The 22,392-nt window shown below is 46.2% G+C and carries 22 protein-coding genes; 9 read left to right on the top strand and 13 right to left on the bottom strand.

Annotation, left to right across the window (positions count from 1 at the left end; genetic code table 11):
• Position 1: 1 nt before the first annotated feature.
• From ACHH0Z_RS23950 to ACHH0Z_RS23910, 9 genes are all read right to left on the bottom strand, one after another.
• Positions 2-3,034, bottom strand: coding sequence for a hypothetical protein (locus ACHH0Z_RS23950; protein WP_045409095.1), 3,033 nt, complete (start codon positions 3,032-3,034; stop codon positions 2-4).
• 1 nt (position 3,035) lies between these two features.
• Positions 3,036-3,464: a hypothetical protein gene (locus ACHH0Z_RS23945; RefSeq protein ID WP_045409094.1), complete on the bottom strand. Its 429-nt coding sequence runs from the start codon at positions 3,462-3,464 to the stop codon at positions 3,036-3,038.
• A 43-nt stretch (positions 3,465-3,507) separates the two neighbouring features.
• On the bottom strand, positions 3,508-3,867 hold the full coding sequence (locus ACHH0Z_RS23940) for a hypothetical protein (RefSeq protein WP_045409092.1): 360 nt from the start codon (positions 3,865-3,867) through the stop codon (positions 3,508-3,510).
• Between the two features lie 21 nt (positions 3,868-3,888).
• A complete protein-coding gene (gene traQ / locus ACHH0Z_RS23935; protein WP_045409089.1) occupies positions 3,889-4,404 on the bottom strand; it encodes a conjugal transfer protein TraQ in 516 nt (171 codons plus the stop codon).
• On the bottom strand, positions 4,404-5,117 hold the full coding sequence (locus ACHH0Z_RS23930; RefSeq protein WP_045409087.1) for a hypothetical protein: 714 nt from the start codon (positions 5,115-5,117) through the stop codon (positions 4,404-4,406). Before ACHH0Z_RS23930 ends, traQ begins: the two co-directional genes overlap by 1 nt.
• A 43-nt stretch (positions 5,118-5,160) precedes the next feature.
• Positions 5,161-6,471, bottom strand: a complete 1,311-nt coding sequence (locus tag ACHH0Z_RS23925; RefSeq protein ID WP_052672924.1) for a DotG/IcmE/VirB10 family protein — start codon at positions 6,469-6,471, stop codon at positions 5,161-5,163.
• A gap of 3 nt (positions 6,472-6,474) precedes the next feature.
• Entirely contained in the window at positions 6,475-7,593 is a 1,119-nt protein-coding gene (locus tag ACHH0Z_RS23920; protein ID WP_052672923.1) for a DotH/IcmK family type IV secretion protein, read from the bottom strand.
• 24 nt (positions 7,594-7,617) lie between these two features.
• Complete coding sequence (locus ACHH0Z_RS23915) at positions 7,618-8,331, bottom strand: DotI/IcmL/TraM family protein (protein ID WP_047722390.1); 714 nt, start codon at positions 8,329-8,331, stop codon at positions 7,618-7,620.
• A 353-nt stretch (positions 8,332-8,684) separates the two neighbouring features.
• A complete protein-coding gene (locus tag ACHH0Z_RS23910; protein ID WP_106672333.1) occupies positions 8,685-9,080 on the bottom strand; it encodes a hypothetical protein in 396 nt (131 codons plus the stop codon).
• 118 nt (positions 9,081-9,198) lie between these two features.
• Between ACHH0Z_RS23910 and ACHH0Z_RS23905 the strand changes: the two genes are divergently transcribed.
• The 3 genes from ACHH0Z_RS23905 to ACHH0Z_RS23895 all read left to right on the top strand — a co-directional run bounded on the left by ACHH0Z_RS23905 (position 9,199) and on the right by ACHH0Z_RS23895 (position 11,746).
• On the top strand, positions 9,199-9,462 hold the full coding sequence (locus ACHH0Z_RS23905) for a hypothetical protein (protein WP_045336782.1): 264 nt from the start codon (positions 9,199-9,201) through the stop codon (positions 9,460-9,462).
• 303 nt (positions 9,463-9,765) lie between these two features.
• On the top strand, positions 9,766-10,989 hold the full coding sequence (locus ACHH0Z_RS23900) for a replication initiation protein (RefSeq protein WP_084832251.1): 1,224 nt from the start codon (positions 9,766-9,768) through the stop codon (positions 10,987-10,989).
• 85 nt (positions 10,990-11,074) lie between these two features.
• A complete protein-coding gene (locus tag ACHH0Z_RS23895; protein ID WP_045336779.1) occupies positions 11,075-11,746 on the top strand; it encodes a hypothetical protein in 672 nt (223 codons plus the stop codon).
• Between the two features lie 2,134 nt (positions 11,747-13,880).
• Here the strand turns inward: ACHH0Z_RS23895 and ACHH0Z_RS23890 are convergent.
• The 3 genes from ACHH0Z_RS23890 to ACHH0Z_RS23880 form a co-directional block, all read right to left on the bottom strand.
• Positions 13,881-14,672: a tyrosine-type recombinase/integrase gene (locus ACHH0Z_RS23890; RefSeq protein ID WP_084832250.1), complete on the bottom strand. Its 792-nt coding sequence runs from the start codon at positions 14,670-14,672 to the stop codon at positions 13,881-13,883.
• Positions 14,673-15,105: 433 nt separating this feature from the next.
• Positions 15,106-15,378 (bottom strand): hypothetical protein, encoded by a 273-nt coding sequence (locus tag ACHH0Z_RS23885; RefSeq protein WP_045336777.1) that lies wholly within the window; start codon positions 15,376-15,378, stop codon positions 15,106-15,108.
• Between the two features lie 21 nt (positions 15,379-15,399).
• The gene (locus ACHH0Z_RS23880; protein ID WP_045336775.1) at positions 15,400-15,600 is read right to left on the bottom strand and encodes a hypothetical protein; all 201 of its coding nucleotides are present in this window, start codon (positions 15,598-15,600) and stop codon (positions 15,400-15,402) included.
• A gap of 420 nt (positions 15,601-16,020) precedes the next feature.
• Here ACHH0Z_RS23880 and ACHH0Z_RS23875 point away from each other — a divergent pair, with 420 nt between their 5' ends.
• The 6 genes from ACHH0Z_RS23875 to ACHH0Z_RS23850 all read left to right on the top strand — a co-directional run bounded on the left by ACHH0Z_RS23875 (position 16,021) and on the right by ACHH0Z_RS23850 (position 21,257).
• Positions 16,021-17,355: an FRG domain-containing protein gene (locus ACHH0Z_RS23875; RefSeq protein WP_045336774.1), complete on the top strand. Its 1,335-nt coding sequence runs from the start codon at positions 16,021-16,023 to the stop codon at positions 17,353-17,355.
• Between the two features lie 12 nt (positions 17,356-17,367).
• The gene (locus ACHH0Z_RS23870; protein WP_045336772.1) at positions 17,368-17,721 is read left to right on the top strand and encodes a hypothetical protein; all 354 of its coding nucleotides are present in this window, start codon (positions 17,368-17,370) and stop codon (positions 17,719-17,721) included.
• Positions 17,718-18,287 carry a hypothetical protein gene (locus tag ACHH0Z_RS23865; RefSeq protein ID WP_047722389.1) on the top strand — a complete coding sequence of 190 codons (570 nt, stop codon included), beginning with the start codon at positions 17,718-17,720 and terminating at the stop codon, positions 18,285-18,287. Before ACHH0Z_RS23870 ends, ACHH0Z_RS23865 begins: the two co-directional genes overlap by 4 nt.
• Positions 18,288-18,633: 346 nt before the next feature.
• Complete coding sequence (locus ACHH0Z_RS23860; RefSeq protein ID WP_045336770.1) at positions 18,634-19,140, top strand: hypothetical protein; 507 nt, start codon at positions 18,634-18,636, stop codon at positions 19,138-19,140.
• Positions 19,141-19,161: 21 nt separating this feature from the next.
• On the top strand, positions 19,162-20,586 hold the full coding sequence (locus tag ACHH0Z_RS23855; RefSeq protein ID WP_045336767.1) for a hypothetical protein: 1,425 nt from the start codon (positions 19,162-19,164) through the stop codon (positions 20,584-20,586).
• 263 nt (positions 20,587-20,849) lie between these two features.
• Positions 20,850-21,257 (top strand): hypothetical protein, encoded by a 408-nt coding sequence (locus ACHH0Z_RS23850; protein WP_084832249.1) that lies wholly within the window; start codon positions 20,850-20,852, stop codon positions 21,255-21,257.
• Positions 21,258-21,295: 38 nt separating this feature from the next.
• Here ACHH0Z_RS23850 and ACHH0Z_RS23845 read toward each other — a convergent pair whose 3' ends face one another.
• Positions 21,296-22,210, bottom strand: a complete 915-nt coding sequence (locus ACHH0Z_RS23845) for an IS5 family transposase (RefSeq protein WP_102046718.1) — start codon at positions 22,208-22,210, stop codon at positions 21,296-21,298.
• Positions 22,211-22,392 lie beyond the last annotated feature (182 nt).

The following is a 22,392-nucleotide window of genomic DNA, read 5'->3' as shown; positions in this document are numbered from 1 at the left end:
CTTATGCTCCCTCCCGGATTTCTTTTGATAACTCTTCGATCAGGTATCCTGCTACGGTCTGGTTTTCCTGATTAAGTCCTCGTTCCTTGATGCGTTCCTGGTAGCTCGCGGAGCTACCAGAAGGGAAACGTTTAACCAGATGCGATCGCGCAACGTCTGTACCAAAACGTTTGTAAAGCTCATCACGAATGATTGTGTCTTTCTGGCTGGTACTGAAGGCCCATAACTCCGTAGCGCTCGCGGTGTTATTCAGGATGTGGCAGACGTTGCCAAGCTGAGTCTTGAAGAAAGCAAGGAAGTTAGCGCCGTTCGGCCCGGGGCCGCGACATTCACGGCGCAAGCGAATGATTGTTTCAGGCGTGACCTTAAATTCTTCCTGAAGGATTTTTTCATCACTTGAACTGCCGCCACGCAGAACAAAGACATCAGTAGCTGCTTCGCGGATCAGTGGGTGATGGTCTTTGAGGTATTGTGATACCAGCTCGATGACAAGGCCCAATTTTCGCCCCTGGCGCCCATCAACAACAAACTGATTTGACGTGAAGGGATCGTCGCTAAAGTTGTGCGTTTCATCGGCGGCGATCATTCGTTTCTCAGCCCGGTTGGCCAGGATGCGCGCTTCATGATGCGCCTTATAACGGTCGGGGCAGTATGGCATGAATGTTTCGGTATCGAGGAAGAAGCTACGGGTACCGAGATGCCGCGCCAGCATATAGAAAAGGCCAGCATGTTCTTTTTTGGTAGCCAGCACCTTTCCGAGTTCCACAGACAGAATTCGGGTTTCAGGAGATATTTCAAAACGCGTGCGGCCAGCGAACATGGGGAAGGTTGTCGCTACGTCACGTAAATGACGTATTACATACTGCTGGATAGTTTCGCTGGTTTCATTGACTCTTAATTCCGGGTACAGGTTGCTGAGTTGCTCTGATGCCGCAATACTCGACAACATGGTGAACTCCGGTACAGCGAAGCGCTGGGCAGACGCTGCCAGTTGAGGATGGCCAGCGTCGAAAAGCATATCAACCACTTCCCACCAGGTGACCGTTTCCCACCAACGTTCATCTCGTTCGGATGTCTGACGGATCTCAGCAAGTGCCGTGTCCACTTTAAGATCCCGGCCAGTCTCGTAATGGAACTGAGATTCAGGATTTTCAGTAGCTTTGTACGCCATGTCGATGAGCTGGGAGACGAAGCCTTCGACCCCTTCAGGGATCTGCAAAGAAGTGACGCCCTCTTCATTTGTTTTCCGCTGCGCGCAAAGACGCTTAATAAAGTTATTTATGAATTCCCTTTCGTGAGCCAGGGGCTGACGAAGCCCGAGCTGTGTGTCGAAAATATTGGTGCAGTATTCACGACTGTTTTCGAGCTCAATAGCCATCACTTCATTTTTGCGATGCTCGGGTAGTTCGTCTTTTATGAGATAGATCGTGCCAAACGAACTTTTACCAACATCAAGCATCAACATTAGAGGCAGGCTGGAGTAGCCCGGGGCGACTGCGAATGCGAAGTTTGTCACGTTCATCTTCAGGGATTTACCTGAACCTGGCGTGCCTGATGAGATTCGAATCCAAGTGTCCTGCAGATCGGAATAGGAATGGAGTGGAATGATTTTCCCGTCCGGAGTACACATCGGAAGCCAGCCGTTAATGAATGGTGAGGCTGGCCGGGCAAGTGGCAGCATTTCAGCTGCTTCCCTCAGTGGCGGTGTCATTACTGTGGAGGGATTTCCTTTAGAAAAACCGGGTACTGTGGCAGTCCAGTAAGCTACCGGATCGCCGGTTGCGCCGGACATTGAACAAACCCCCCATCCCTGGATAGCCGAATCCAGCGTGCTGACACGACGTTTTAAGGTATCTGTATCCCGAGCCCAGGTGGAAACATTAAACTGCATGGCCATAACCGGGTCATGCTCATCTGTCTCTTTCAGATAATCGAGAGCCTGTTTAACCTTCTTTGGCTGGCCAAAGAAGCCAACAAGCTGAGTGGTGAAATCTCTGAGTTTGCAGCTATCAAGGCCGCGAGGAGACAGGTGGAACGTACAGCGAAATGGCATTGTGCGGTCCATGTTCTGCAGGAGTTCGCTGAACTGGCGAATTTCCTGAGGCGCCAGCTCCATATGCATATTCGCGTGCGCGAATTCGCCCGTGTCGATATACGGGGTACCCTCGATAATGGTCGGGTTCGATACGCATATTTGCCATTTCAGCTTGGTCGGAATGAAATCATCAATGTGCTTCAGACGGCCACGTGGTGTAGGGCCGTCAGTAATAAGTTTGGGAACCCAGTTCTGTGAGGTGCGCTCTCGTTCAAGCATTATGCGAACGCCTCTGGCCGCCTCATGAACATCGAGTCGGCGCAGCATAATACCGGAGGTTCCGCTCTTATCGCACAGCCTGAAATTATCAATTACACGATCCACGTTTGTGATGTGCAATGTGCGCAGCGATTCGTAGATAGTGTCGAGATCCTGGCCATATTGAGGAATTTGATTGGATTTGAGCGCCTTACGTTTGCGGGCTTTCTCCCCCATCTCTTCCTTCATCGTCTCCTTGGCAAGTGCAAGAAGACCGGTTTTCATCACAAGGAAATTTTGTTCGAAATGGCAGCGGCTTGCATTTTTGGAGATGCGCGAACGGATGATATCCTCAACCTTAAGACCCATTCTGCGACTGGCCATAATTTGCGGAGCAACGATACGCGCAAGTTCGTCATAAGCGCGGTCGGGGTCTTCCTCATAGGAAATCCAGAAATCGATACCATATTTATTGCATAAGGGGCGAAGACTCATGCAAAGCTCATTGAGCATTTCAGCAAAATGGTCCTTCCCTACAATCTGGAAAACACCCTGCAGGTCGAAAAAGGTAATAAGCTCACCTTGTTCGGTCGTGAAAATGTAGGGCTTTTCCAGCGAAGTGTCGTTATCGAGATCCCGTTTTGTAAGCGGAACGACAGAATCCCAGCCTGAATATTCCGGAAGGGGTTTGTTAAAAGTCGATGAAGCTACTGAGGCTAAAAATCGGGTGAACCCGTCCATTTTATTTTCTCCAGAAGAGGAATTTGTTGATAAAGTTTTGCTTTTTAAAAGTCAGAAGGGACGGGTTGAATACCAGAAAGAGGTTTCTGTTAACTTCTGTCACCTGCTCAATCTGATCTGGAGTCATACTTTTAAGTGCGCGATAAACTGCTGCCGGACTTGCGCTCTCATAATGTTCCCTGACGATGGCCTGGTGGGATAAAAGCCATTTCATCAGAGCTTGAGCCGCTTTTACTTTTTCCGTATCACTGCTACGCAATTCTTCAAAAATGCCGAACTGCAGATTGCACAGGTTCTTCTGCAGGTGGTTGGGTAGAAAAATGAAGGTGGCTTCATTTGTGATGTGACTAAATAAGCGCCACTTTTCAAAAGGAGAATCCGTTGTGGCAAACTCCCTGAATAATTCGTCAGCTGTCAGTCGTTTGGCCATGTCAAAAATTCCAGGCCCAGGGTTGCCCCTGAGCCATGTAATGTTAAATATTGGACTGGATTTCTACGCCGAGTGAATCAGCCGTTGTTTGTACCCAGAATGTACCGCCACCAAGAATGATCGCAGCAAGGAACAAAATAATAATCTGAATAACTTTAACTTGTTGATCGCCATCCGCTTTCGCCTTAAGTTTGAAGCCTGCAACGACGATACAAACTACGGCTGCAACATAACCCAGAACGATCGCTAAATCCTTGCCGCTCGACAGGACCTCCTTAGCTTTGTTCATGATGTCCTGTAAAGTTGCAGCACTTGCCGGGGCACAAAAAAGTAAATAAGAACTCAGCATCAGAACTGCATACTTCATAATCATTTTGAATTTTGAAATTGAAAGTTTACGCATGAAATATTCCTTGTGTATTTATCAGATGCTGTTGGCAAAAGCCGATAACAGCTGTGCTATTTGAACTAAAAAACCGCCACTAATAATATGAATAATGGCCTGCATCGACAGATCGCCGCTTTTACCTTCGCCGCTGGCTTTTTGTTTCAGCAGGTAAAGTCCCTTCATACCGAAAAGACCGCCCATCATAGAAACAAAGGTAAGAGCAGCATTAATTACACCTGCGAATTTACCTAAGTTGCCCCCTTCATCTACATAAGAAAGCACCCCGAAACTAACATCTCCGAGCCCGGCACTATTGCTGAATGCGCCAATCCAGCTGCCATAGTTTGCGATAAATGCTGCAATGGCCAGTACGCCAAATATCTCCCCTGGAGTCACCGCTGGAGCACCTGGTGCTGTGCCTCGTTTCATTTTCAAACCGAGGGAGATAATCCATACCGTTCCCATTGCTCCGCCAATGGCCCAGAGGAGTGACCAGAAAGGAACCGTGATATTGTTTATAAGATTTATAAACGCAACCGACATATCTTCCATTATTCAATCACCCCTTTGGCCGTAATGACCTTCCTGAGAACGGGATCTATTTCAATTACGACCGCATTGTTGACTTTATCTCCTTTTTTAACTGAATAGACCGTGTTCCCTTTCTTCACAAAAGCGTATCCATCATAAACAGAGACAAGAGAGACACCTTTAAGTACCGGCAGGACCGCATATTCCGGTTTATTAGTCGAAGTTCGCCCGTTATTTTTGTTCTGATTATCCTGAAGTTGCTTGTAATCAGCCTGTAACTGTACGTATGCACTCGCCAGAGCTTTATACTTCTCATCCCTGATGGCCGTGTTTTGCTGGGCAGCTTTAAGCTGCGCCTTGAGTTGCGCTACGTCCTCAGCATCTTCTTCAAGAGACTCGTGCTCTACCGGTTTTGCTGGAACGGAAGCAGCCGGAACGGTTCCAGCAGCATTGATATTGGTTTCGTTAGAAACTTGATGCGTCTGCTGTTGTCCGGCTGATTCTGAACTGTCAGCTGTTACCGCTGCCCAGATAAACAGAATAATGAAAAGCAGCACCACACCACCAAAACCGTAGATAAGGTAACGGACAAGATTGTTCCCCTTTTTCGGGTTCTTGGCTGGTCTGGTAGCCACCATTTCTTCAGGAACTACCGGATCAGTTTCCGGGATGTCTTCAGTCATAAATGCTTCAGTGAAATCATTGGTATCATCGAGACCGTTGTTTGCTTTCATTACAAATAATACCTATTAAATGATAATTTTGGGATAAATTTTTTTAATTGATTTGCACTGAACCAGTTCCGAAAACAGGTCCATTTTCTGAAGCCGGATTTGGCGACAGCATGTTGCTCTGCTGCAGTACCTGCCGCTGGCTGTCCATCTGCTGTTGTGCTGCAGGCTGTTGTGGAACCGAAGGGACGGATGGTTTGCTTTTATCCACTGCGTCAGAGCTCATAACCGGAGACAGGAACATAATTCCGAAAGTCGACTCATCCCGTGTCGCCTGTACAGGCGGTACTCTCGCGTTATCCGCTTCAAGTACTTTTGCCGTTTGTTCAGCAAGACCACCGATGAAAGTCCCTCTTACCTGATCGGCATCAACCTTGCCGGAGCTGTCTGTTACTACCGTGCCATTACTGACATAGGTTGTACTGTTTGACTGGTTCTCATACAGACTCCCGACTTTTTGAGTCGCTCTGGCCAGCGCCGGCACAAGAATGCGGCGAATGTAGTTGTTATTGATCTCTGCGGATAGCATTGAGCGGCCAGTATCAAGATCTACTGGCTTAGCCTGAACTTTGTAGGTTTCACCCTTGTAGGTCATGAGTGAGAACGTCATATCAATGTCTTCACCTACTAACTTGTACCCGCCGGCGAAGATCGTCGCATTGGCCAGTTCCTGGCAAATGAGCGTGGCCCGCACTGCTGAGTTGGTGTTGGTATCAAGCTTGACCAGGGATTTTGCCGGACAGATTTTAAGGGCTTCATAGAGACGGTAAGGTGCGATCGTGGGCGCCACAACGGGGGCTGCCGCGTTCAGTGATGCGTTAGTCGTTACTGTTGGCATGATGCGTTGCGCATATTCAGGTGGAGTTCTGACTGGTGCATCAGACGGTTCAGAGTATGACCACGAGGTAGAAAGCTGCGCCAGAAGCTCCTGTGCTTCCTGACGAGCAATATTGGCAGGTTTCATTCCAGTTGCTACCTGAGAGGTTTCTGGCTCTTTGAACACGGTTTGCTTAACCGGAGCACTGGCTCTTTGCTGGGCTGGCGTATCAATTTTTATGTCGTAGTACGCGGGTATGGATATCCAGCTTGAACCGCTTTTCGTCGCCTCCTCAGCTTTCCTGGAGTTGAAGGTTTCTATTTGCTTGGTATAAGCCTTGTTCTCGCCGGTAGAGATATCCTGGCGGCTTGTGATTCTTGCCATCTGGGATTTTGATTCTTCAGAGGGCTTAGAGCTAACAGAAACAATCCACATAATGGCAATTGCAAAGAGGATGAAGGCAAAAAAACCACCGGCGATATAAGCGTTCCGGGATTTATCACCACCCACTATGGATTTAATCATTTTCGATTTGGCCATGATCTATAACTCCACTTTGACCGTGATAGTGCTGCCCTGCTCCATCATCGTGATGAATGGAGAGATCTCCATTTCATAGACGTGAGTACCATCTGCAGAGGAAAGCGTCTTGGAAAACTGGGTGCGAGACTCAAGTACAGAACGGACATACAGCTTGTCAGCTCGGCGCCATACTGAGACTCGTTTGTTGTCTGTTTTAAGCTTGCTGGCGTCTTTTGGTGGTATACCATCCAGCAGTGACTGCAGCTCAGGATCGGAGAGCGCGATTTTGTTTACTGTGGTGATTGTATTAACTGGTGCAAGGGGACCGCGACGCGGGATTCGAATGTTAACCCTGCTGTCATATTTATACACTTTGTCAGCTGATGAGGGTTCTGCGTTTGCCAGCACTAAAGCAACAGGTACTGGTAAATCTTTCAGTATCACACCGACATCACCATTACCGTATGTGACCAGGGGCTGAATTGTTACAAAAGGCTTATCTTCAAAGCCACTGACATAGAATCGTTTTGCACCGCTGTGGTTTATTGGCGGATACTCAAGTGGCCATGGAGCGCCGGTGATATCTTCAAACACAATATAAGTCGGCCGCCCAGGAGCGACACGAACTACAGGTGTCGCATCCCCCGGAGAAAGACTGATCGTTTGAGAGGTTATCTGAGGGACTGCATTTATCACAGGAGTGTTCAGACTGGCGCTCATCTCATCCCTTGCGGACAACGCTTCCTGAATATCCTCCGGGGACAGATTCCCCGGGCGAATACCTTCCATCAAGGCCTGCTTGGTTGACATCATCTCCTGCTGATTACCGCTACGACCCGAACGTGAGTTCGTGCCTCCTGTCGATTGAGAATCAGCCTGTGTAGGCTCGAAAGACGTCTGATCCGGGAAACGCCGCGAAGATGCGGCGTTATCAGGTGCGGTATTGTTCAAAGTGGCACGCATTTGTGCCTGGTCACCGGTACCCTTTTCTACCCCAGGACCATCAGGAAAAGGGACCGCTGAATCGGTAGGGTCCACTGAAGCCACGATTGACACATTGCCAGATGACGAAACAGCCGCATTCAATGGCTGACAAATGAGTCCCAGTAGCGTGGCCACGAATGCTATCTTGTAATTCATTATTACCACCCTTGGTTACTTAGCTCAGTTAACGGCCGAATCTTTAACAGGCCGGGTAATTCCCTGTGAAATAGCCACACCTGCTGGGTTTACTTTTGGTTCGACTGCTTTAACGGTTGTCTGCAGCGTGAAATTCATAGGCCTTGTAACTGAGCTTTGACCAACGAATCTGATCGTGATGGGGTATTCAAGTTTCCAGTAGGCCACTTTTGATTTGCTGATGCCTTTAGCTGTAATAACTGCGGGGCCGAATTCAGTCCGAATATTAACTCGGTACTTCTTCATGATGTCGAAAATTCCTGCCTCCTTCATCGCCTGAAGAATATTCGCCAGCCCTTCATCAACGAAGCCAGAACGTCCTCTTTCAATATCCTGTTTATACGTATCGAAGTTGAGATTCATAATCAGATAGAGAGAGTCACGCGCTACTAGTTTTACGCCGTCGTCGGTGATGATTGGGCGATCCAGAGCAACAAGTGGTGTAATTCCACCTTCTGGATTTGTAGCAAAATACTCACGTTTCTGCGTAAGGATTACCATGAACATGATCGCAACCAGTACGACCAGACCGAGATTTGTCACGGTATTTATCAACGATGCCTTGGATAAACGACGACATGAGAGAACGGACTCGCGTGCCTCATCAAGAAGCCTCTGAATATCTGAGATTTCTTCCGCTGTTCTCGTTAATTGATGCTGTTCAGTGGGGCTTTTTTTCGAATTTTGTGAATCATCCATTTGGGATATCTCGCGGCCGCAAAAGTTACATGTAGTGCGTATTATATGTAATTATCGCGAAAAAGGAACCCTGGTATTTTCTATCAATAAATTTCTTTGAATCTATATCTGACGCCCCGTATCGGGTTGTCCAACACCTCCCCTGCTCTGTATTTCATGCAGAGCAAGGTATGTGTTTCAGGGGGGGGATGGTTCTTCTGGTGCTGTTTCCAGCGGCTACATGATGCGCTTGTTGTGCATTTCCCGAAAGGAAATTTTGATCTCTAAGTGCAATTTTGGGGGGGATGGAGGGAATGCTTAAAAATGTTCGGGATCCTGTACCACATTTCATGCTATATGTACTGCGTGAAATTTTAGACCTTTTTAGCGGACCCTGTCCCTTTTCCGGTCTTAATACGATCAAAATTATGCTTTCTGGCGTAGTCGTTGATGGCAGTAATCAGTACTTCATGCTCGGTCAGTGACAGTGACTCAGCCAGCGCTTTTGCTCTTTCACTCAGGTGTGAACTGAGCCAGAAGCTGACTTTTGGTGGGTTGTTTTTTCTGCCGACGAGAATGAAGTCCTCTTTAGCCGGAGGAGCAGCCAGAAATTGTTCAACGGCTTGATCGTAGATTTCACCCACCGGGATATTCAGAGAGCGGGCCATTAGTTTGGCCGCGATATGATATTTACCTGGAATTATTGCACGGCGAAGTATCCGGTTGTTACGGAGTGAAGCGAGTTGATTTTTGGCTACCGAACTGTTCATTTTGCGCTCATTTTCTACCAGATCGAAAAGATCGGGAATTTGCTAAAAATACCTTGCGATACGGGCATTGTATACTGATAATAAATGATTAGTAAATGTCGCAAAGGAAGGTAAAATCATGCAGTTAAAGGTTTTTACTGAACTGGCGATCTCAGGTGGCGTTTCTGGCGTAATTATCTCAACGGATCGATCCGATGAGAGAAAGCGAAAGGTTGTGGATGTTGTGACTGTCTTCAATCAGACGGTCAGGCTTTCAACGGCGAACAAGATGCCCCGCTATTTCAGAAATACAGCTCATGCGCTGGAAACATTGTCCTCGCAAACCGGAGAACTCAAGAAAGTAAAAGTTAAGATAATCGACGAAGATGAAGTCCAGGGCTGAAAAGACAAAGGACTTTGTGCTGGTAACACAAAGTCCCTGTATTTAAGTCTTGTACAACTAGTTTGTCGAGCCGATTCGAGAGGAAGTAAGATAGACGCGTGGTAGGCGCTGGTAACGTCCGCTACAAATCAACAACAACAATGCTCTGGTAGGCACGTGTTGTCATCTTACTTCCTCTTTTGAAGGCTCGCAAGTTTTCTGCGCACCTTAAAAAGGATTTATGATGATTTTTTCGTCTAAAACGTGCTGTACGGTCTGCCCGCCTCTGGCGACTATCATTTTATGCGTACTGGATGTAACGCCATGAGCGTTCAGCCAGCTGCGTGGTCCCGCTCCTCTTCAGCTCGACGGTTGCTGAGCGAAGCGCCGTTCCTGCCGAGATGCAGTGACAACAAAACGGCCGCTATTGTCCGACCGGTGGCGTATGCCATTCGCTATCCCTATATGCAGGTTAACCGCAGTGGAATGGTGTCCTGGTTGATATTCGATCTGGACCATTCGAATGCGAACATCTGGGACGATCAGGGACTGCCGGCACCAAACTTCATCGTCAGAAACCGTGAAAACGGTCATGCTCACCTCTACTACGCAATAATCCCAGTCTGCACAACAGAGAATGCACGCAGCCGTCCCCTGCAGTACATGAAAGCCATCTATCGTGCTATGGCCATAAAGCTCGATGCAGACGTCGCCTATTCCGGGCCTGTGGCCAAGACACCTTTCCACCCCTGGTGGGACACTACTGAGATTCATGATCGCGAGTTCGAGCTGGGTGAACTTGCTGACTATGTTGAATTACCCCAGAGGAGCTGGAGCAAGGGCCCGGACCTCGACAGCGTGGCACATTCCCGTCACTGCACCTTGTTTGAAGAGCTGCGTTATTACGCCTACTCAATTGTGGCCAGAATGCGTGAATCCTCGAGCTATCAGCGCTTCCAGCAGGAGGTCGCAGCCTATGCGCATAACCATAACAATTTCCGCGCCAGGGGCTTCAGTGCCAACCTTTCCCTTTCACAGGTCAATGCCACTGTAAAAAGCGTGTCACGGTGGACGTGGGATTTCTACACCGGTAATTCACGATGCCATCGTGGTGCGATGGGGCTGGATAAATCACTCCCCATTGAGGAAAGACAAAGACTGTCAGCAACCAGGACGCATGAGAAACGTCGCAGTAGTACGGAAGGAAAGATTCGCCTGGCCGTGGCCAGACTGACGGAACTTGGTACTTCAATCACCCTGACTGCAATCGCAGCGGCTACTTCACTCAGCCGTCAGACGGTCGCGCGATATCAGCATGTCATATCCATGAAGTTGGCCAGCAAACGGGATGTCATTCCTCTTCGGGAGGCTGTTGCCGGGCATGACCAGAACGTTAATTATGGTGTACATCAGATAACTGCCCCCAGCTTTTGTTTAGTATCCGTAACTGCCAAAGGTATAGATCCTGGTCTTGAGGGAGGTGATTCTGGGCAATCCAGCCAGATTAGGGTGCGTTCTGAAAGATGTGCAGATGATGACAGTAGTTGATCTGTTAATTGTTAATCCGAGATAGCATAAATTCCATACAATACGTATAGTGTGATAACACTCCACAGCCTGTAAGGCATTACTTATGTCTACTCCTGTAACACCGGCAGATTACTTTCAGCCTGTTCTTGCTTCTGCACGTTTGCAAAATGAGCTTAGTGACGAATTAACTGCTTCAGATCTCCGGCGCAAAGTAGCAGAGAATCTTCGAATTAATTTCCTTCGTATTTTTCAGCCGAACACCGCGACTGACATCCCGGAGCCGGCATCTATAACAACGTCTCCCGATAATGTTGAAAGGGTCAATTCTCTTTTATCTCAGCTTCATGATAGATATGCAGATTTACTTAATAAGCCTCACGTCTTTAATTATTACCTCGAGGATGATGATCTGGCGGTAGCGGATAAATTCAGAAGCGGAGAGGCACTGCGATTTCTAACGGAAACACTTACACCGTATCTCGCGGATCTCGCAGAACGAGGTATCTGTACTGAGGACGTGCTTCAGGAGAAGTACAACGAGTTTTTGGGGATCTCTCCGGCAACCGGTACCATCGCAGCGGAAGAATTCTGGGACTCACCTGTCGTTATGTTTTATACCAGCCATATGGCATATAAAGATGCCGCGGAAAGAATGCGTATGGAGAACGAAGACACACCCGTTTCATGGTTTGAAGAACAACTAAATAGTGAGGATAATCAGTTGGATATGATAAAAGAACCTGATAGTTCAAATCTTCAAAAACCTTCAGTTTGACACCAGATGTTCTCCTGGCCAGACTGGTCAGGAGAATTTATGGACTCCAAAATTTTCGTATACGAAATTCTTCGACTTGCCATGGCCATCATCATCATCTTCGGAAAGTTCGGAAGCCCAATAAAAAAATAGAAAAGCCGGGCAACCCATCAACAAACCACCCCCGTGGAAAGGTCTTTGAGCAGCACCGGCATGTTGGCAGTATAACGGATAATACAGCTGATGCTGAATCTAAAATTAAAAAATTCAGATTACTGCAATGTGCTAAAAGTCATTTGGTCTGTCAGTTTACAGATGATATCTATCATTTGAACCAAATCAATGGACCTTAAAAACCACTTTTATATGGCGTTATACTCTGCAAATCCTGTTTAAATTTCCATTTTCACGAATAATCTGTAGTGCAGAATATTTCTCTGATTTTGGATAATGAGAGTAAGCAGAGGAATCCATAATTACAAACGGAGTAATCTTGTACAGATAATTGGCCATCGACAGACCCGGTACATTTAGATAATCCCTGTATTCGGTATTAATGACTGGTAATGATGTTGAAGGTTTTAACGTATGAGATAGCCGATTCGTACAGGATTTAAGGTGTAACCAGAATTACGACTTAATCTTTTTTTCACCACGACATAAAATACACTTTTCACTTTCTTTTGTGATTTACCACCAACTGGCTGGACGATAGAAATCGGGGGAATTTTTCGTATACGAAAAAGATGAACTTCCCTCTAACTTATAAGCCACTACTTTAATGGCCGTCTACCCTGCTCTGGATTCGGATGTAAAACTTTTCGTATACGAAAAACGCAGACGAGCCCCCTGCTTAACCTGGCGGTATGACCTCGGAAGAGTCTTGGGCGAACGAGAATATTGCGCCTAATAAATTTTCGTAGACGAAAAAAAACGTATCGCGCATTAAAAGATTAACTGAAAACTGCTCCCCCCCCTTTTTCTCCCTTGCTTATATGCCTCAAAATTTTCGTGTACGAAAAGTCATGTTCTGCCCGCCTCCCTTCCCTTCAAAAATCAACTCACTGCCTCATGTCAAATGGATAAGGCCCTGCAAATTTTCGTGTACGAAAATTCCTGGTGTTAACGGCGTGGCCTGGCCGAATGATATCGGAAGTAACTCAGATTTGCGGACAGATACCAGGCTATACATATTTCTCTAACATAGAATGATGTAGCATAGCTGAAGGAGAGCGGTAACCTGATCGCCCTCCTCTCCTCACCTGTTTATGCACCTCAAAGTTTTCGTACACGAAAATTCAGGTTCTGCACGCCTCCCTTCCCTTCATAAAATCACGTGACTGGTTCATATCAGATGAATAAGTTTCAGCAAAATTTTCGTATACGAAAAATCATCACGAGCATAGCTCAATCTGGTCGAATGAATTGGCAGCTCCTTCGATAGCCGGGCTGAATGAAGACTATGCTATGTTCACTGCCGGAGAATGGTGTAGTACCGCCGGAAGTGAACGGTGACCAGATTGCCCCTTCTCAGCTTTCTTCCATTGAACACTGGAATTTCGTGTACGAAAATCCAGGTTCAGGTAGTTTTTACTTGTCGTTACAACTGTCTTACTGGTTCGGAGTAGGGACGTCGGCAGAAGATAAGTTTGTGTACGATAAAACGGTGAAGCCCTTCCCGTTACTTATGGGAAGGCATCGGGAGAATAGCGAGATATTTTCGTCTACGAAAATCAGTAAGACATAATTCCATCCGGTCCGGATGATGCTAAAACGTCCGTGAGCCTGGGGTAAAAAAAGGACCAAACCGCAAAGTTTTCGTATACGAAAAATTGCTCAGGGTATCAGGGCGCCAGGTGCATTCATAACGTCATTTTTCGTCTTGAGGTATGCCGCTGCCTTGTAAATACCGGCAACTTAAAACCAGGTGTACGGGACATTATCGTTCAAACGCGTATCAGGAAACGACAATACAAAAAATTTTCGTATACGAAAAAGTACAAAGGATAACACAGAGCCAGCCCGGCGCATGAGTACCGGCTACGGACAACATCAGGCTAGATATAATCCAGAACCGGCCAGGGTATATGAGTTTGAAACAAGGCAGAGTGCGGCAGCGGACCAAAAATTTCGTATACGAAAATTTTGATCGCAGCTACCCGGAAAGAAGTGAGGTGTCCGGACTGCCAAGACGTAATGCCTCAACGGCCGTCTGACTGTCGAAACTGAAGGTGATGTGATTGCCGGCTGCAATGTCGAGAGTGAAGATACGGGTATATACCTGTGTACTCTCAGCGCACTTGTGACCCATCAGTTCCTGCAGCTCACGCTGATGCACGCGGTTATAGAGCAGGTGTACAGCAAAGCTGTGACGTAGCGTTTTCGGGTTAATGACCGGAAGCGTAAAGGTGACGCCATCCTGAGCTGCGCGGTCAACGGCACGCTTCAGCCACCGGCCAACCGTATCATGCGACTCCGGCCAGAGTGGCGCAGATTTTGCAGTAGGGAAGGTGGCAAAGAACTGGCGCATGAGTTTCGCATACGACGGATCGAACAACGGCACGGAGCGTTTAACAGCTTCATCCTTCGAAGGCCTGCCGCGGCCGCGGCTTCTCTGCTTCAGCGTTCTGAGGGTAACGAAAGGCTGAACTGCATTCATGTCAAAATCCTGGCGGGAGAGGGCGAGACCCTCGTTTGGCCTGGCGCCGGTGTTCCAGAGCGTGGAGAAATACGCCAGCTGCCGGAGATCTTCCATATACCAGAGGAGGGCAGAGACTTCCGGCGCGAGAAGATACATCGGGCCCGCGCCGCTGGCGATCACCATCCTGCGAAGGGTGATTGCCCGGTTCCAGTCTGTCTGATGCCAGAGTGACGCGTTGTTCTGGTCCCCGATCACCACATGGCCTGAAAAATCGCGCAGCGCGCTACGTGAATTCTGCTGAGTCATAGCCCTGAATTTTCCTCAGAATTTAAAATCCGCACGCACCAAAATTTTCGTATACGAAATTTGTTTGCAGGCTCAGCACGGATAACTGTGTCTCTGTACAGTATTGTGCATCATCATTCTGGCCGCTGCACGGAAAATAAATACCTGACAGAAGATCCTCTTTGCGTAACTTTCTGGAAAAATACGAATTTTAACGCATAAAAAAGATCCTGAGATCCGGACTAATTCGGGTATGCGCGGCAGCGGCCCACCTTATGTTGTGGTCAGAGGTAAGGGCTGGGGGCATATCCAGGAAATTCAGGAAAAAAAAGGGCAGGGGAGGGCGTGCGGATCTATAACACTTTTGACGCAGAACAAGTAAAGAAAGAAGGCGTGGTGGGGAAAAGGCAAATATCACTGTACCAGCTAATATTTGCCTTTCATGTTAAGGGTTTCAGGTTCCTTCAGGAACAAAATCACCTCCGGAACTGCGTTCTGTACTGCTGGCTGCACATTCAGTAATAACTGCCTGTGCCGTTTTCTTCCGGAGAACTTTTTTCTTCAGCTGGGGCACTGCCTCACATAACGCCTTGATATGGTGAGGTTCAAGCTCCATACCTTCTTTTTTGAAGGTATCGCTGATTTTCTTGTTCCCTGCTTTACCCTGCTTCATCTCCTGAATGCGGGCGATGTTGCCGGTGAGCGTGTTGTTATCAAAAAATCCCATTTTTTACCTCTTATCAAAGGGTTAGCCGGTCTTGGATGCAATGTGTGACGCGTTGGCCAGAGTCTGACGCAGCAGCTCTTCCACTCCCCCGACAGCCTTCAGGCGTTTCTCGCGTGCGGCGCCACCAGAAATTTGTGTGCCGTCGGCCAGTGTGAGCGGCGAACACCACGGATCACGTTTAGCAGTTACCTGCTTTGGTTGAAATTTAACTACTTTACCCATCTGGGAATTCCTCTAACGGAGTGAGATTTAACATACATGTGAACCTGGGGTTCGTCATCAGTATTGGGCGAAAGGATTGCTTTGTCCATCCTGTGGATTTAAACAGCCCGTTATTGGCGTGTGGATAAAAAAATGAAAAAAAACTCGAAACTGACTGTGATGGTGGGAATTAGTGGCATTCCAGGCGCTAAAAATGGCATATTTTAAGTGCCTTTGAGACGGCGGTGGGTTTGTGTGGGACAAAATAAGGAAATTTGATTGTTTTAGCCTATCGGTTGGCAAGATTTGATTAAAACAAACATCCAAATATTTGTGACTTATGAGAGACAAACAACCATGGACAACCGTTGTGACTTTAAGACAAAATGAAGGCATAAAAAAAAATACTCAAATTTTCGTCAGTAAAATCAGGAGATTGCGATGTTTAACTTAATCATGGCCGGAGAGCCGGACGTTTTTGACCGCTGGCCGTGCATGAATCCTGAGCTTAAAGAGGGCAACGACAGCTTCTCGATGTCCCGCATACTGGAAGGCACCCCAACCAGTATCTACAGCAAATTAATACCTGTAAGACCAGAAACCCTAAAAGCACTCGCCCGGCTACCGGTATTGTTTATGACCGAAACCTATATGAAAGATGATGATAATGATAAAAACAGGTACATCAGGATCAGGCTTGGGGAAATAAGCAATTTACATAAAGATGGGGATGATATTTTATTTTCGTTTAAGATTAACCATGATTTTGGAGAAATAGAAAACCCCAAAACTGCATTATATAAGCAGGTGCTTGAACTTGGATCTTTCGGGTTGAGTCGTACCCACTGGGCTGTAAAAGATAAAAATTTGAATACTGTTCTGGAATGGCTTGGTTTAAACATTAAAACAGCCCGGTCGATTGGAAAAATAAATTTAAAAAAACAAACTTACCAGGTCATTTCGGATATCAGAGGATATCTCGAGTTTATTAAAGAAAACACTCAGGAAGGTCTCGTAACCTTTTATCGCGGACACTCTAAAAGTGCATATGAGCTTGTGCCATCTCTTTACAGAAAAAATGAAAACGGTACTCACAGACATCTGGCATCAGAGGCTGACTTAGTTCGAGAAATACTGACAGCAAGACCAAATGACTTCAGGGAAGATAATTATACGATAGATAAGCTTGTACGTATGCAGCATTACGGCTTGCCTACAAGACTCTTGGATATCACATCCAACCCACTGATAGCACTCTATTTTGCGTGCTGTTCTAACCCTGACGACAATGGCCAGGTAATATCTTTCTCAACAGAGAGAAAGAAAATAAAATATTTTGACTCTGATACAGTGAGCTGCATAGCAAACTTGTCGCTTTTATCATATGAAGAGCTTGGGAAATTATCAGCAATTGTCGACAGAAAAGATTCTTCAGAGATATCGGAACTCACTGATAAACTTGCAGACCTCATACAGAATGAAAAATCCTCCTTCAGAAACAAAATAATTTCGGATGATCTAAAAAAGGTCATTTTCCTTAAGGCTAAAATCAATAATGAACGTATACAGTCTCAGGCAGGTGCGTTTTTATTGTTCGGACTAGATCCGGTTTTACCTGAAACAGATGCTGACTTCCCTCTTAACAGAGTTGAAGTAGCCAATAAAAACAACATTCTTGTTGAGCTGGCACAGCTTAATATATCCGAAAGTACCGTCTACCCTAGTATGGAGAAAACGGCAGCGGAAATTACTAAAAGGTATTTATCATTATCATAAAGGAATTAGACAATGGCAAAGAAACCAAAAACTGCTAAAAACTCAGCCAAACAGGCACATAGAGGAAGGTTTCAGGCTCAGGGACAAAAGCTTGAATCATCAGTTGCCTGGGCTGTTCCAATACCTCCTTCAACAGAAGAGGGAAATAAAATGCTTCAGGACTTAGAATCCAAACTGCAGGCCGAGGAAGCCAAGCTTCGCCAAACAGCATTTAATGACGCAAGGAACTATATTCAGGCAGCTTACGTCGCAGGTGGAGCATATGCACCAATAAATAAAACCTTCCCTGTACGGAGCACCCGAAAAGAAAGAGTCGATTTGGAGGTCAATGGCGGGTTAGCTTTTAAAGTGGAGAAGCAAGCATGAACGATAATTTCAGTGAATCGGTAAGAAGGCTTGAAGATAAATTAGCCGCTCACAATTTCTGGCATCAAAAAATAAATGAAGTTTTACGTGATCGTGCAATATCGATGGAATATGACAGGGAAATATTAAAATTAGTTTCTCATCCTCAGGTTGCACGGGTACTAAGGTACCCTACCGAGCATCGTGGAATGAATCGAGTCATAGACTTAAAAAGAAGATGGGATGAAACCGATGGTAATCCAATATTTTATGGATATTTCCCCCGCGTAAGTAGGGCTATTAGAATAATACAGTCGCCGCCTATAGATGAAACTAATCAGTTGAGCGCCTGGGTCGAGAAATCATTTACTGATTATACAAAGGAAGTGCCACGTTATCACCCTTTTCACCCAAAAGATACGGAGGAACTTGTCCTTTATATTGAACTAAACGCAACAACTTTTCACTATGCAATGTTAATTATTTATTTCTGGGTAACGCGTCGCGTAGTACGTGGTAATACACAGGAAATTCTTATTCAGCAAATTTATGATACAAAGATTCGTGGTGAACATTCACTGGACTAAATTAAAAAAAGCGTTTACGACAGATACTAAAGCTTAAATAGGCTCCTACTGGAGCCTTTTTCACACCTTCTGCATCTGAACAGCCTGGTTTCTCGAACCGATACTTTATCTGGAAACTTTCACCATTAGTAACACTCGTCTGACTAAATAGTCGGACTTAAAAAGGTGTGCGGGTTGTTGCTGCAGGCTGCTGAGCGTGTGCCAGGCAAGCTATCTCCTTTGATCAGACGAGTCAACCCACCTCTAATCAGGGTGTTTTTTGCACCACGAGGACGTGACCACTGCCCATAAATTACATATAATACGTATTGAGTGAAAGTTAATCTTATTTTTTGATGGAGAGGTTATGGAAACGCAAGCTAAGGTTATGAATGAGTTATTCAATAGAGTTACACAAGGGGCTCTGAATGACAGAAGTGAGCAGGAAGCCCGATTCGATAAGATACTGGGTAACATTGATGATAATGACGTACTGGTACTTACAAGTGACCCTTTCATTGTAAATAAATTAAAGGGAAACGATCCTGATAGCGCAGAAAACAAAGAATCAATAAAGTTCATTGAAAAAGAAAACAAGAGCAAAGCTTTCCTCGCTTCAGGTAAAAATTACAAAGCCTGGATGAACGAGAATAAGGAAAAAATGATTGAGCTGTTTTCCTTGGAAGACGCCTCTTCATTCGTAGCCGAATTAGCGATTCCGAAGGATGACCGTAATGCCTATTACGATATTGTCGACAAAGCCCTCGAAGCGATTCGCCAGAAAACCGATGTTATGAATGCTATCAAAGAAAACTGCGCATACTCTGGAACCACTGAACCCCGAGCTGCTGCCAGATCGCAAATGAATCCATAACTATCACGCCCGGAGAAAAAAATGACTATTGATAATTCTATAGAACTGGCAAAGATTGAAGGTCAGATTGACGTTATCAGAGCCCTTTATGAGACCAAACTGATCACAGCCGAGGAGTGCGAATCGCGCCTGGGTAATGCCGTTGGTCAGTTTAGTGCTTTATATGATGCCGGAGCTGTCGACAGTAAATTTAATTACGTTCTTGCGTTATCTATCTCCAGTGCAGTAGATGAACTGAGCCTTAAATGTTATGAAAACCGGCCAGATGCTGAAGTTTGGTGGACAATGCGTAACGAGGCTAAACCCGGTGAGTTGCTTCCTGATGTTGAGGAAGTATTAGCCAGGTCCAAGAAAATCCAGGATGATGCAAAACTTAACGAAATACGTAAAGACAAGGAACTACGTGTCCTTGTGGAAGGCTGGCACACGTGTGTTGATGATGATGGTTACTCTACCTACAATGCTGAAATCGAGTTCGAGATAGGTGAGGGTGCCAATACGATTCAGGAAGCTTTAGCTTTAGTTGAGAAGTTTCAAAAAGAAACTGTTGAAACTAATCAGAACCATTTCGATGGGCACGATCCCTTGCCCGGGTACTACAGTCCCAGGTTATTTACTGTCTATAACCCAATAGGAGACCCTCTCTTTGCCGGGTTCTGGCAGTATGATAAACAGGCATACGTTGTTCCCGAACCTCTGACTGATGCTGCGTATCATGAACTTCATGATAAAAAGGCCCGTCTGAACAAAGAGCTCCCGGAAAATCAGCGTGCGGATAATTACGATACTTGCCGGCAAATAAGGGACGAGATAGTACAAATCGAGCTGAAGCTTGTAACATCTGATTTCTGGACAACGGTTAATGATTTTCCCGGTGATGCTGTTATTGGTGATTTCACCGAGTCCGTTAGAAATTTTAATGCTCAATCCGTCTCTGTTTCTGTACAATCATCAGCTCCGGTAGTACATGTTGTTTATGAAGAATTAAGTGATTCTTGCTTTATTGAAGACAGTTTGGATGAAGCAATAAAGCAAATGAATTTTTTAACCAAAGTCCATAAGTCATCAGGTCACAATTATGAAGTCTCAGTTTATGAAGTTCCTGGTGATGATAAAATTCGCAGTATGGATTCTCATGGACTAAAAGAATATTTAGATAAGTCTGAAAGCGCTAAACTATTATTTACGAATAATGAAAAGCTATTAAGTAATGCGAAAGACTATCAAAATATTGATGATGTTGTTACCGAATATAATGATAGTGATGGAGCATCAAATACCTCAGCTCCGACATTGCAATCCGCTAGTATTAAAGAGTTCTTCCAGCCTATTATGGTTTTGAATGAAGATACTCCTGCCACTGGTACAGCCCTTCTGGAGGAAGAGGTCATGGAGGCCGAGCCAGGTATTCACGAACGCGCCCACAACAGGATCAGGTTTAATTAAATACGCTTATCATGGGGGTTGGCATCCTGTGGACACCAACCCCCCTATATAAGGTTAATTACAGGTAGTGGCTTCAACAACTAAATCGGAACCCACAAGTGGGGCCCCACGATTTACTTATTGACGCATCAGAATCAGAGTCGTTAAATATTTTATTTTTTATCATTGTCGCCCTGGTCAAAAGGGTGCTGTTTTGATATTATATTCACATGGAAAAATGTTTTCCACCGGACGCCCGCCGTAATTCGGGATCGAGTTATCTTATGCAAATCTTAACTACTCATGTTGGCACTACTGCCATGTCCCATGCGACTGCATTAGCTTTCGGACGCTTTTCGAAATATGCTCCTCAAGTTATTATGAATCTTATCGAAGATAATTTATTTTCGGTGTGGAATACTACATTCAATTATTGTGAACTAAATAACCATTATGGTTATTATGTTCCTGCTGAACTGGCACTTTATACTGTTATGTCCCCCAATCAGCAAAGTTTCGTTGATGTTAATGAAACCGAGTTTGGGATTATTATCACTCAGCTTTTCCTTGTGATTATTCTTAGGGAAGGTGCGAATAAGCAGGTCATTTCTTCCCAAGCTGACTCGCTGATTAAAATTTCGCGGATCTGGGCCGATTTTTTTCCCGCAAAGACATCGAATCAGCCTATTTAGGCTATTTTTTCCACCATTTCTGGCGTTATTTCAGGTTTTTACTGAGATCTCTCCCTCTGACGTATCATTTGGTCCACCCGAAACAGGTTGGCCAGGGTGAATAACATCGCCAGTTGGTTATCGTTTTTCAGCAGCCCCTTGTATCTGGCTTTCACGAAGCCGAACTGCCGCTTGATGATGCGAAACGGGTGCTCTACCCTGGCACGGATGCTGGCTTTCATGTATTCGATGTTGATGGCCGTTTTGTTCTTGCGCGGATGCTGCTTCAAGGTTTTTACCCTGCCGGGACGCTCGGCGATCAGCCAGTCCACATCCACCTCGGCCAGCTCCTCGCGCTGTGGCGCTCCTTGGTAGCCGGCATCGGCTGAGACAAATTGCTCCTCTCCATGAAGCAGATTACCCAGCTGATTGAGGTCATGCTCGTTGGCCGCGGTGGTGACTAGGCTGTGGGTCAGGCCACTCTTGGCATCGACACCAATGTGGGCCTTCATGCCAAAGTGCCACTGATTGCCTTTCTTGGTCTGATGCATCTCCGGATCGCGTTGCTGCTCTTTGTTCTTGGTAGAGCTGGGTGCCTCAATGATGGTGGCATCCACCAAAGTGCCTTGGGTCATCATGACGCCTGCTTCGGCCAGCCAGCGATTGATGGTCTTGAACAATTGACGGGCCAGTTGATGCTGCTCGAGCAGGTGGCGGAAATTCATGATGGTGGTGCGATCCGGCAGGGCGCTATCCAGGGATAATCGGGCAAACAGGCGCATGGAGGCGATTTCGTACAGGGCATCTTCCATGGCACCGTCGCTCAGGTTGTACCAATGCTGCATGCAGTGAATACGCAGCATGGTCTCCAGCGGATAGGGCCGTCGGCCATTGCCCGCCTTGGGATAAAACGGCTCGATGACAGCGGTCATATTCTGCCATGGCAGAATCTGCTCCATGCGGGAGAGGAAAATCTCTTTTCGGGTCTGACGGCGCTTAGTGCTGAATTCACTATGGGGTCCGCTTGGAAAACGGAATCTATGGTCACTCCCGTTTTTGCAACACCGATTTTGACGACAAGTTGGCTTGCTTGAATCTATCCGGCGTCTGAATGGGATTTTATTCCCGCGCCTTGATGAGTTCCGCGCCTGATGAA

Origin of the sequence: Enterobacter cloacae complex sp. 2024EL-00227, from assembly GCF_043945315.1 — a bacterium.
Classification (GTDB): domain Bacteria; phylum Pseudomonadota; class Gammaproteobacteria; order Enterobacterales; family Enterobacteriaceae; genus Enterobacter; species Enterobacter roggenkampii.
This window is presented reverse-complemented; position numbering and strand designations above follow the sequence as displayed.

What these genes read in the sequence shown, in the direction of transcription:
- ACHH0Z_RS23950 (WP_045409095.1), bottom strand. Translation starts at nt 3,034, where the DNA reads ATGGACGGGTTCACCCGATTTTTAGCCTCAGTAGCTTCATCGACTTTT.
- ACHH0Z_RS23945 (WP_045409094.1), bottom strand. Translation starts at nt 3,464, where the DNA reads ATGGCCAAACGACTGACAGCTGACGAATTATTCAGGGAGTTTGCCACA.
- ACHH0Z_RS23940 (WP_045409092.1), bottom strand. Translation starts at nt 3,867, where the DNA reads ATGCGTAAACTTTCAATTTCAAAATTCAAAATGATTATGAAGTATGCA.
- traQ (WP_045409089.1), bottom strand. Translation starts at nt 4,404, where the DNA reads ATGGAAGATATGTCGGTTGCGTTTATAAATCTTATAAACAATATCACG.
- ACHH0Z_RS23930 (WP_045409087.1), bottom strand. Translation starts at nt 5,117, where the DNA reads ATGAAAGCAAACAACGGTCTCGATGATACCAATGATTTCACTGAAGCA.
- ACHH0Z_RS23925 (WP_052672924.1), bottom strand. Translation starts at nt 6,471, where the DNA reads ATGGCCAAATCGAAAATGATTAAATCCATAGTGGGTGGTGATAAATCC.
- ACHH0Z_RS23920 (WP_052672923.1), bottom strand. Translation starts at nt 7,593, where the DNA reads ATGAATTACAAGATAGCATTCGTGGCCACGCTACTGGGACTCATTTGT.
- ACHH0Z_RS23915 (WP_047722390.1), bottom strand. Translation starts at nt 8,331, where the DNA reads ATGGATGATTCACAAAATTCGAAAAAAAGCCCCACTGAACAGCATCAA.
- ACHH0Z_RS23910 (WP_106672333.1), bottom strand. Translation starts at nt 9,080, where the DNA reads ATGAACAGTTCGGTAGCCAAAAATCAACTCGCTTCACTCCGTAACAAC.
- ACHH0Z_RS23905 (WP_045336782.1), top strand. Translation starts at nt 9,199, where the DNA reads ATGCAGTTAAAGGTTTTTACTGAACTGGCGATCTCAGGTGGCGTTTCT.
- ACHH0Z_RS23900 (WP_084832251.1), top strand. Translation starts at nt 9,766, where the DNA reads ATGAGCGTTCAGCCAGCTGCGTGGTCCCGCTCCTCTTCAGCTCGACGG.
- ACHH0Z_RS23895 (WP_045336779.1), top strand. Translation starts at nt 11,075, where the DNA reads ATGTCTACTCCTGTAACACCGGCAGATTACTTTCAGCCTGTTCTTGCT.
- ACHH0Z_RS23890 (WP_084832250.1), bottom strand. Translation starts at nt 14,672, where the DNA reads ATGACTCAGCAGAATTCACGTAGCGCGCTGCGCGATTTTTCAGGCCAT.
- ACHH0Z_RS23885 (WP_045336777.1), bottom strand. Translation starts at nt 15,378, where the DNA reads ATGGGATTTTTTGATAACAACACGCTCACCGGCAACATCGCCCGCATT.
- ACHH0Z_RS23880 (WP_045336775.1), bottom strand. Translation starts at nt 15,600, where the DNA reads ATGGGTAAAGTAGTTAAATTTCAACCAAAGCAGGTAACTGCTAAACGT.
- ACHH0Z_RS23875 (WP_045336774.1), top strand. Translation starts at nt 16,021, where the DNA reads ATGTTTAACTTAATCATGGCCGGAGAGCCGGACGTTTTTGACCGCTGG.
- ACHH0Z_RS23870 (WP_045336772.1), top strand. Translation starts at nt 17,368, where the DNA reads ATGGCAAAGAAACCAAAAACTGCTAAAAACTCAGCCAAACAGGCACAT.
- ACHH0Z_RS23865 (WP_047722389.1), top strand. Translation starts at nt 17,718, where the DNA reads ATGAACGATAATTTCAGTGAATCGGTAAGAAGGCTTGAAGATAAATTA.
- ACHH0Z_RS23860 (WP_045336770.1), top strand. Translation starts at nt 18,634, where the DNA reads ATGGAAACGCAAGCTAAGGTTATGAATGAGTTATTCAATAGAGTTACA.
- ACHH0Z_RS23855 (WP_045336767.1), top strand. Translation starts at nt 19,162, where the DNA reads ATGACTATTGATAATTCTATAGAACTGGCAAAGATTGAAGGTCAGATT.
- ACHH0Z_RS23850 (WP_084832249.1), top strand. Translation starts at nt 20,850, where the DNA reads ATGCAAATCTTAACTACTCATGTTGGCACTACTGCCATGTCCCATGCG.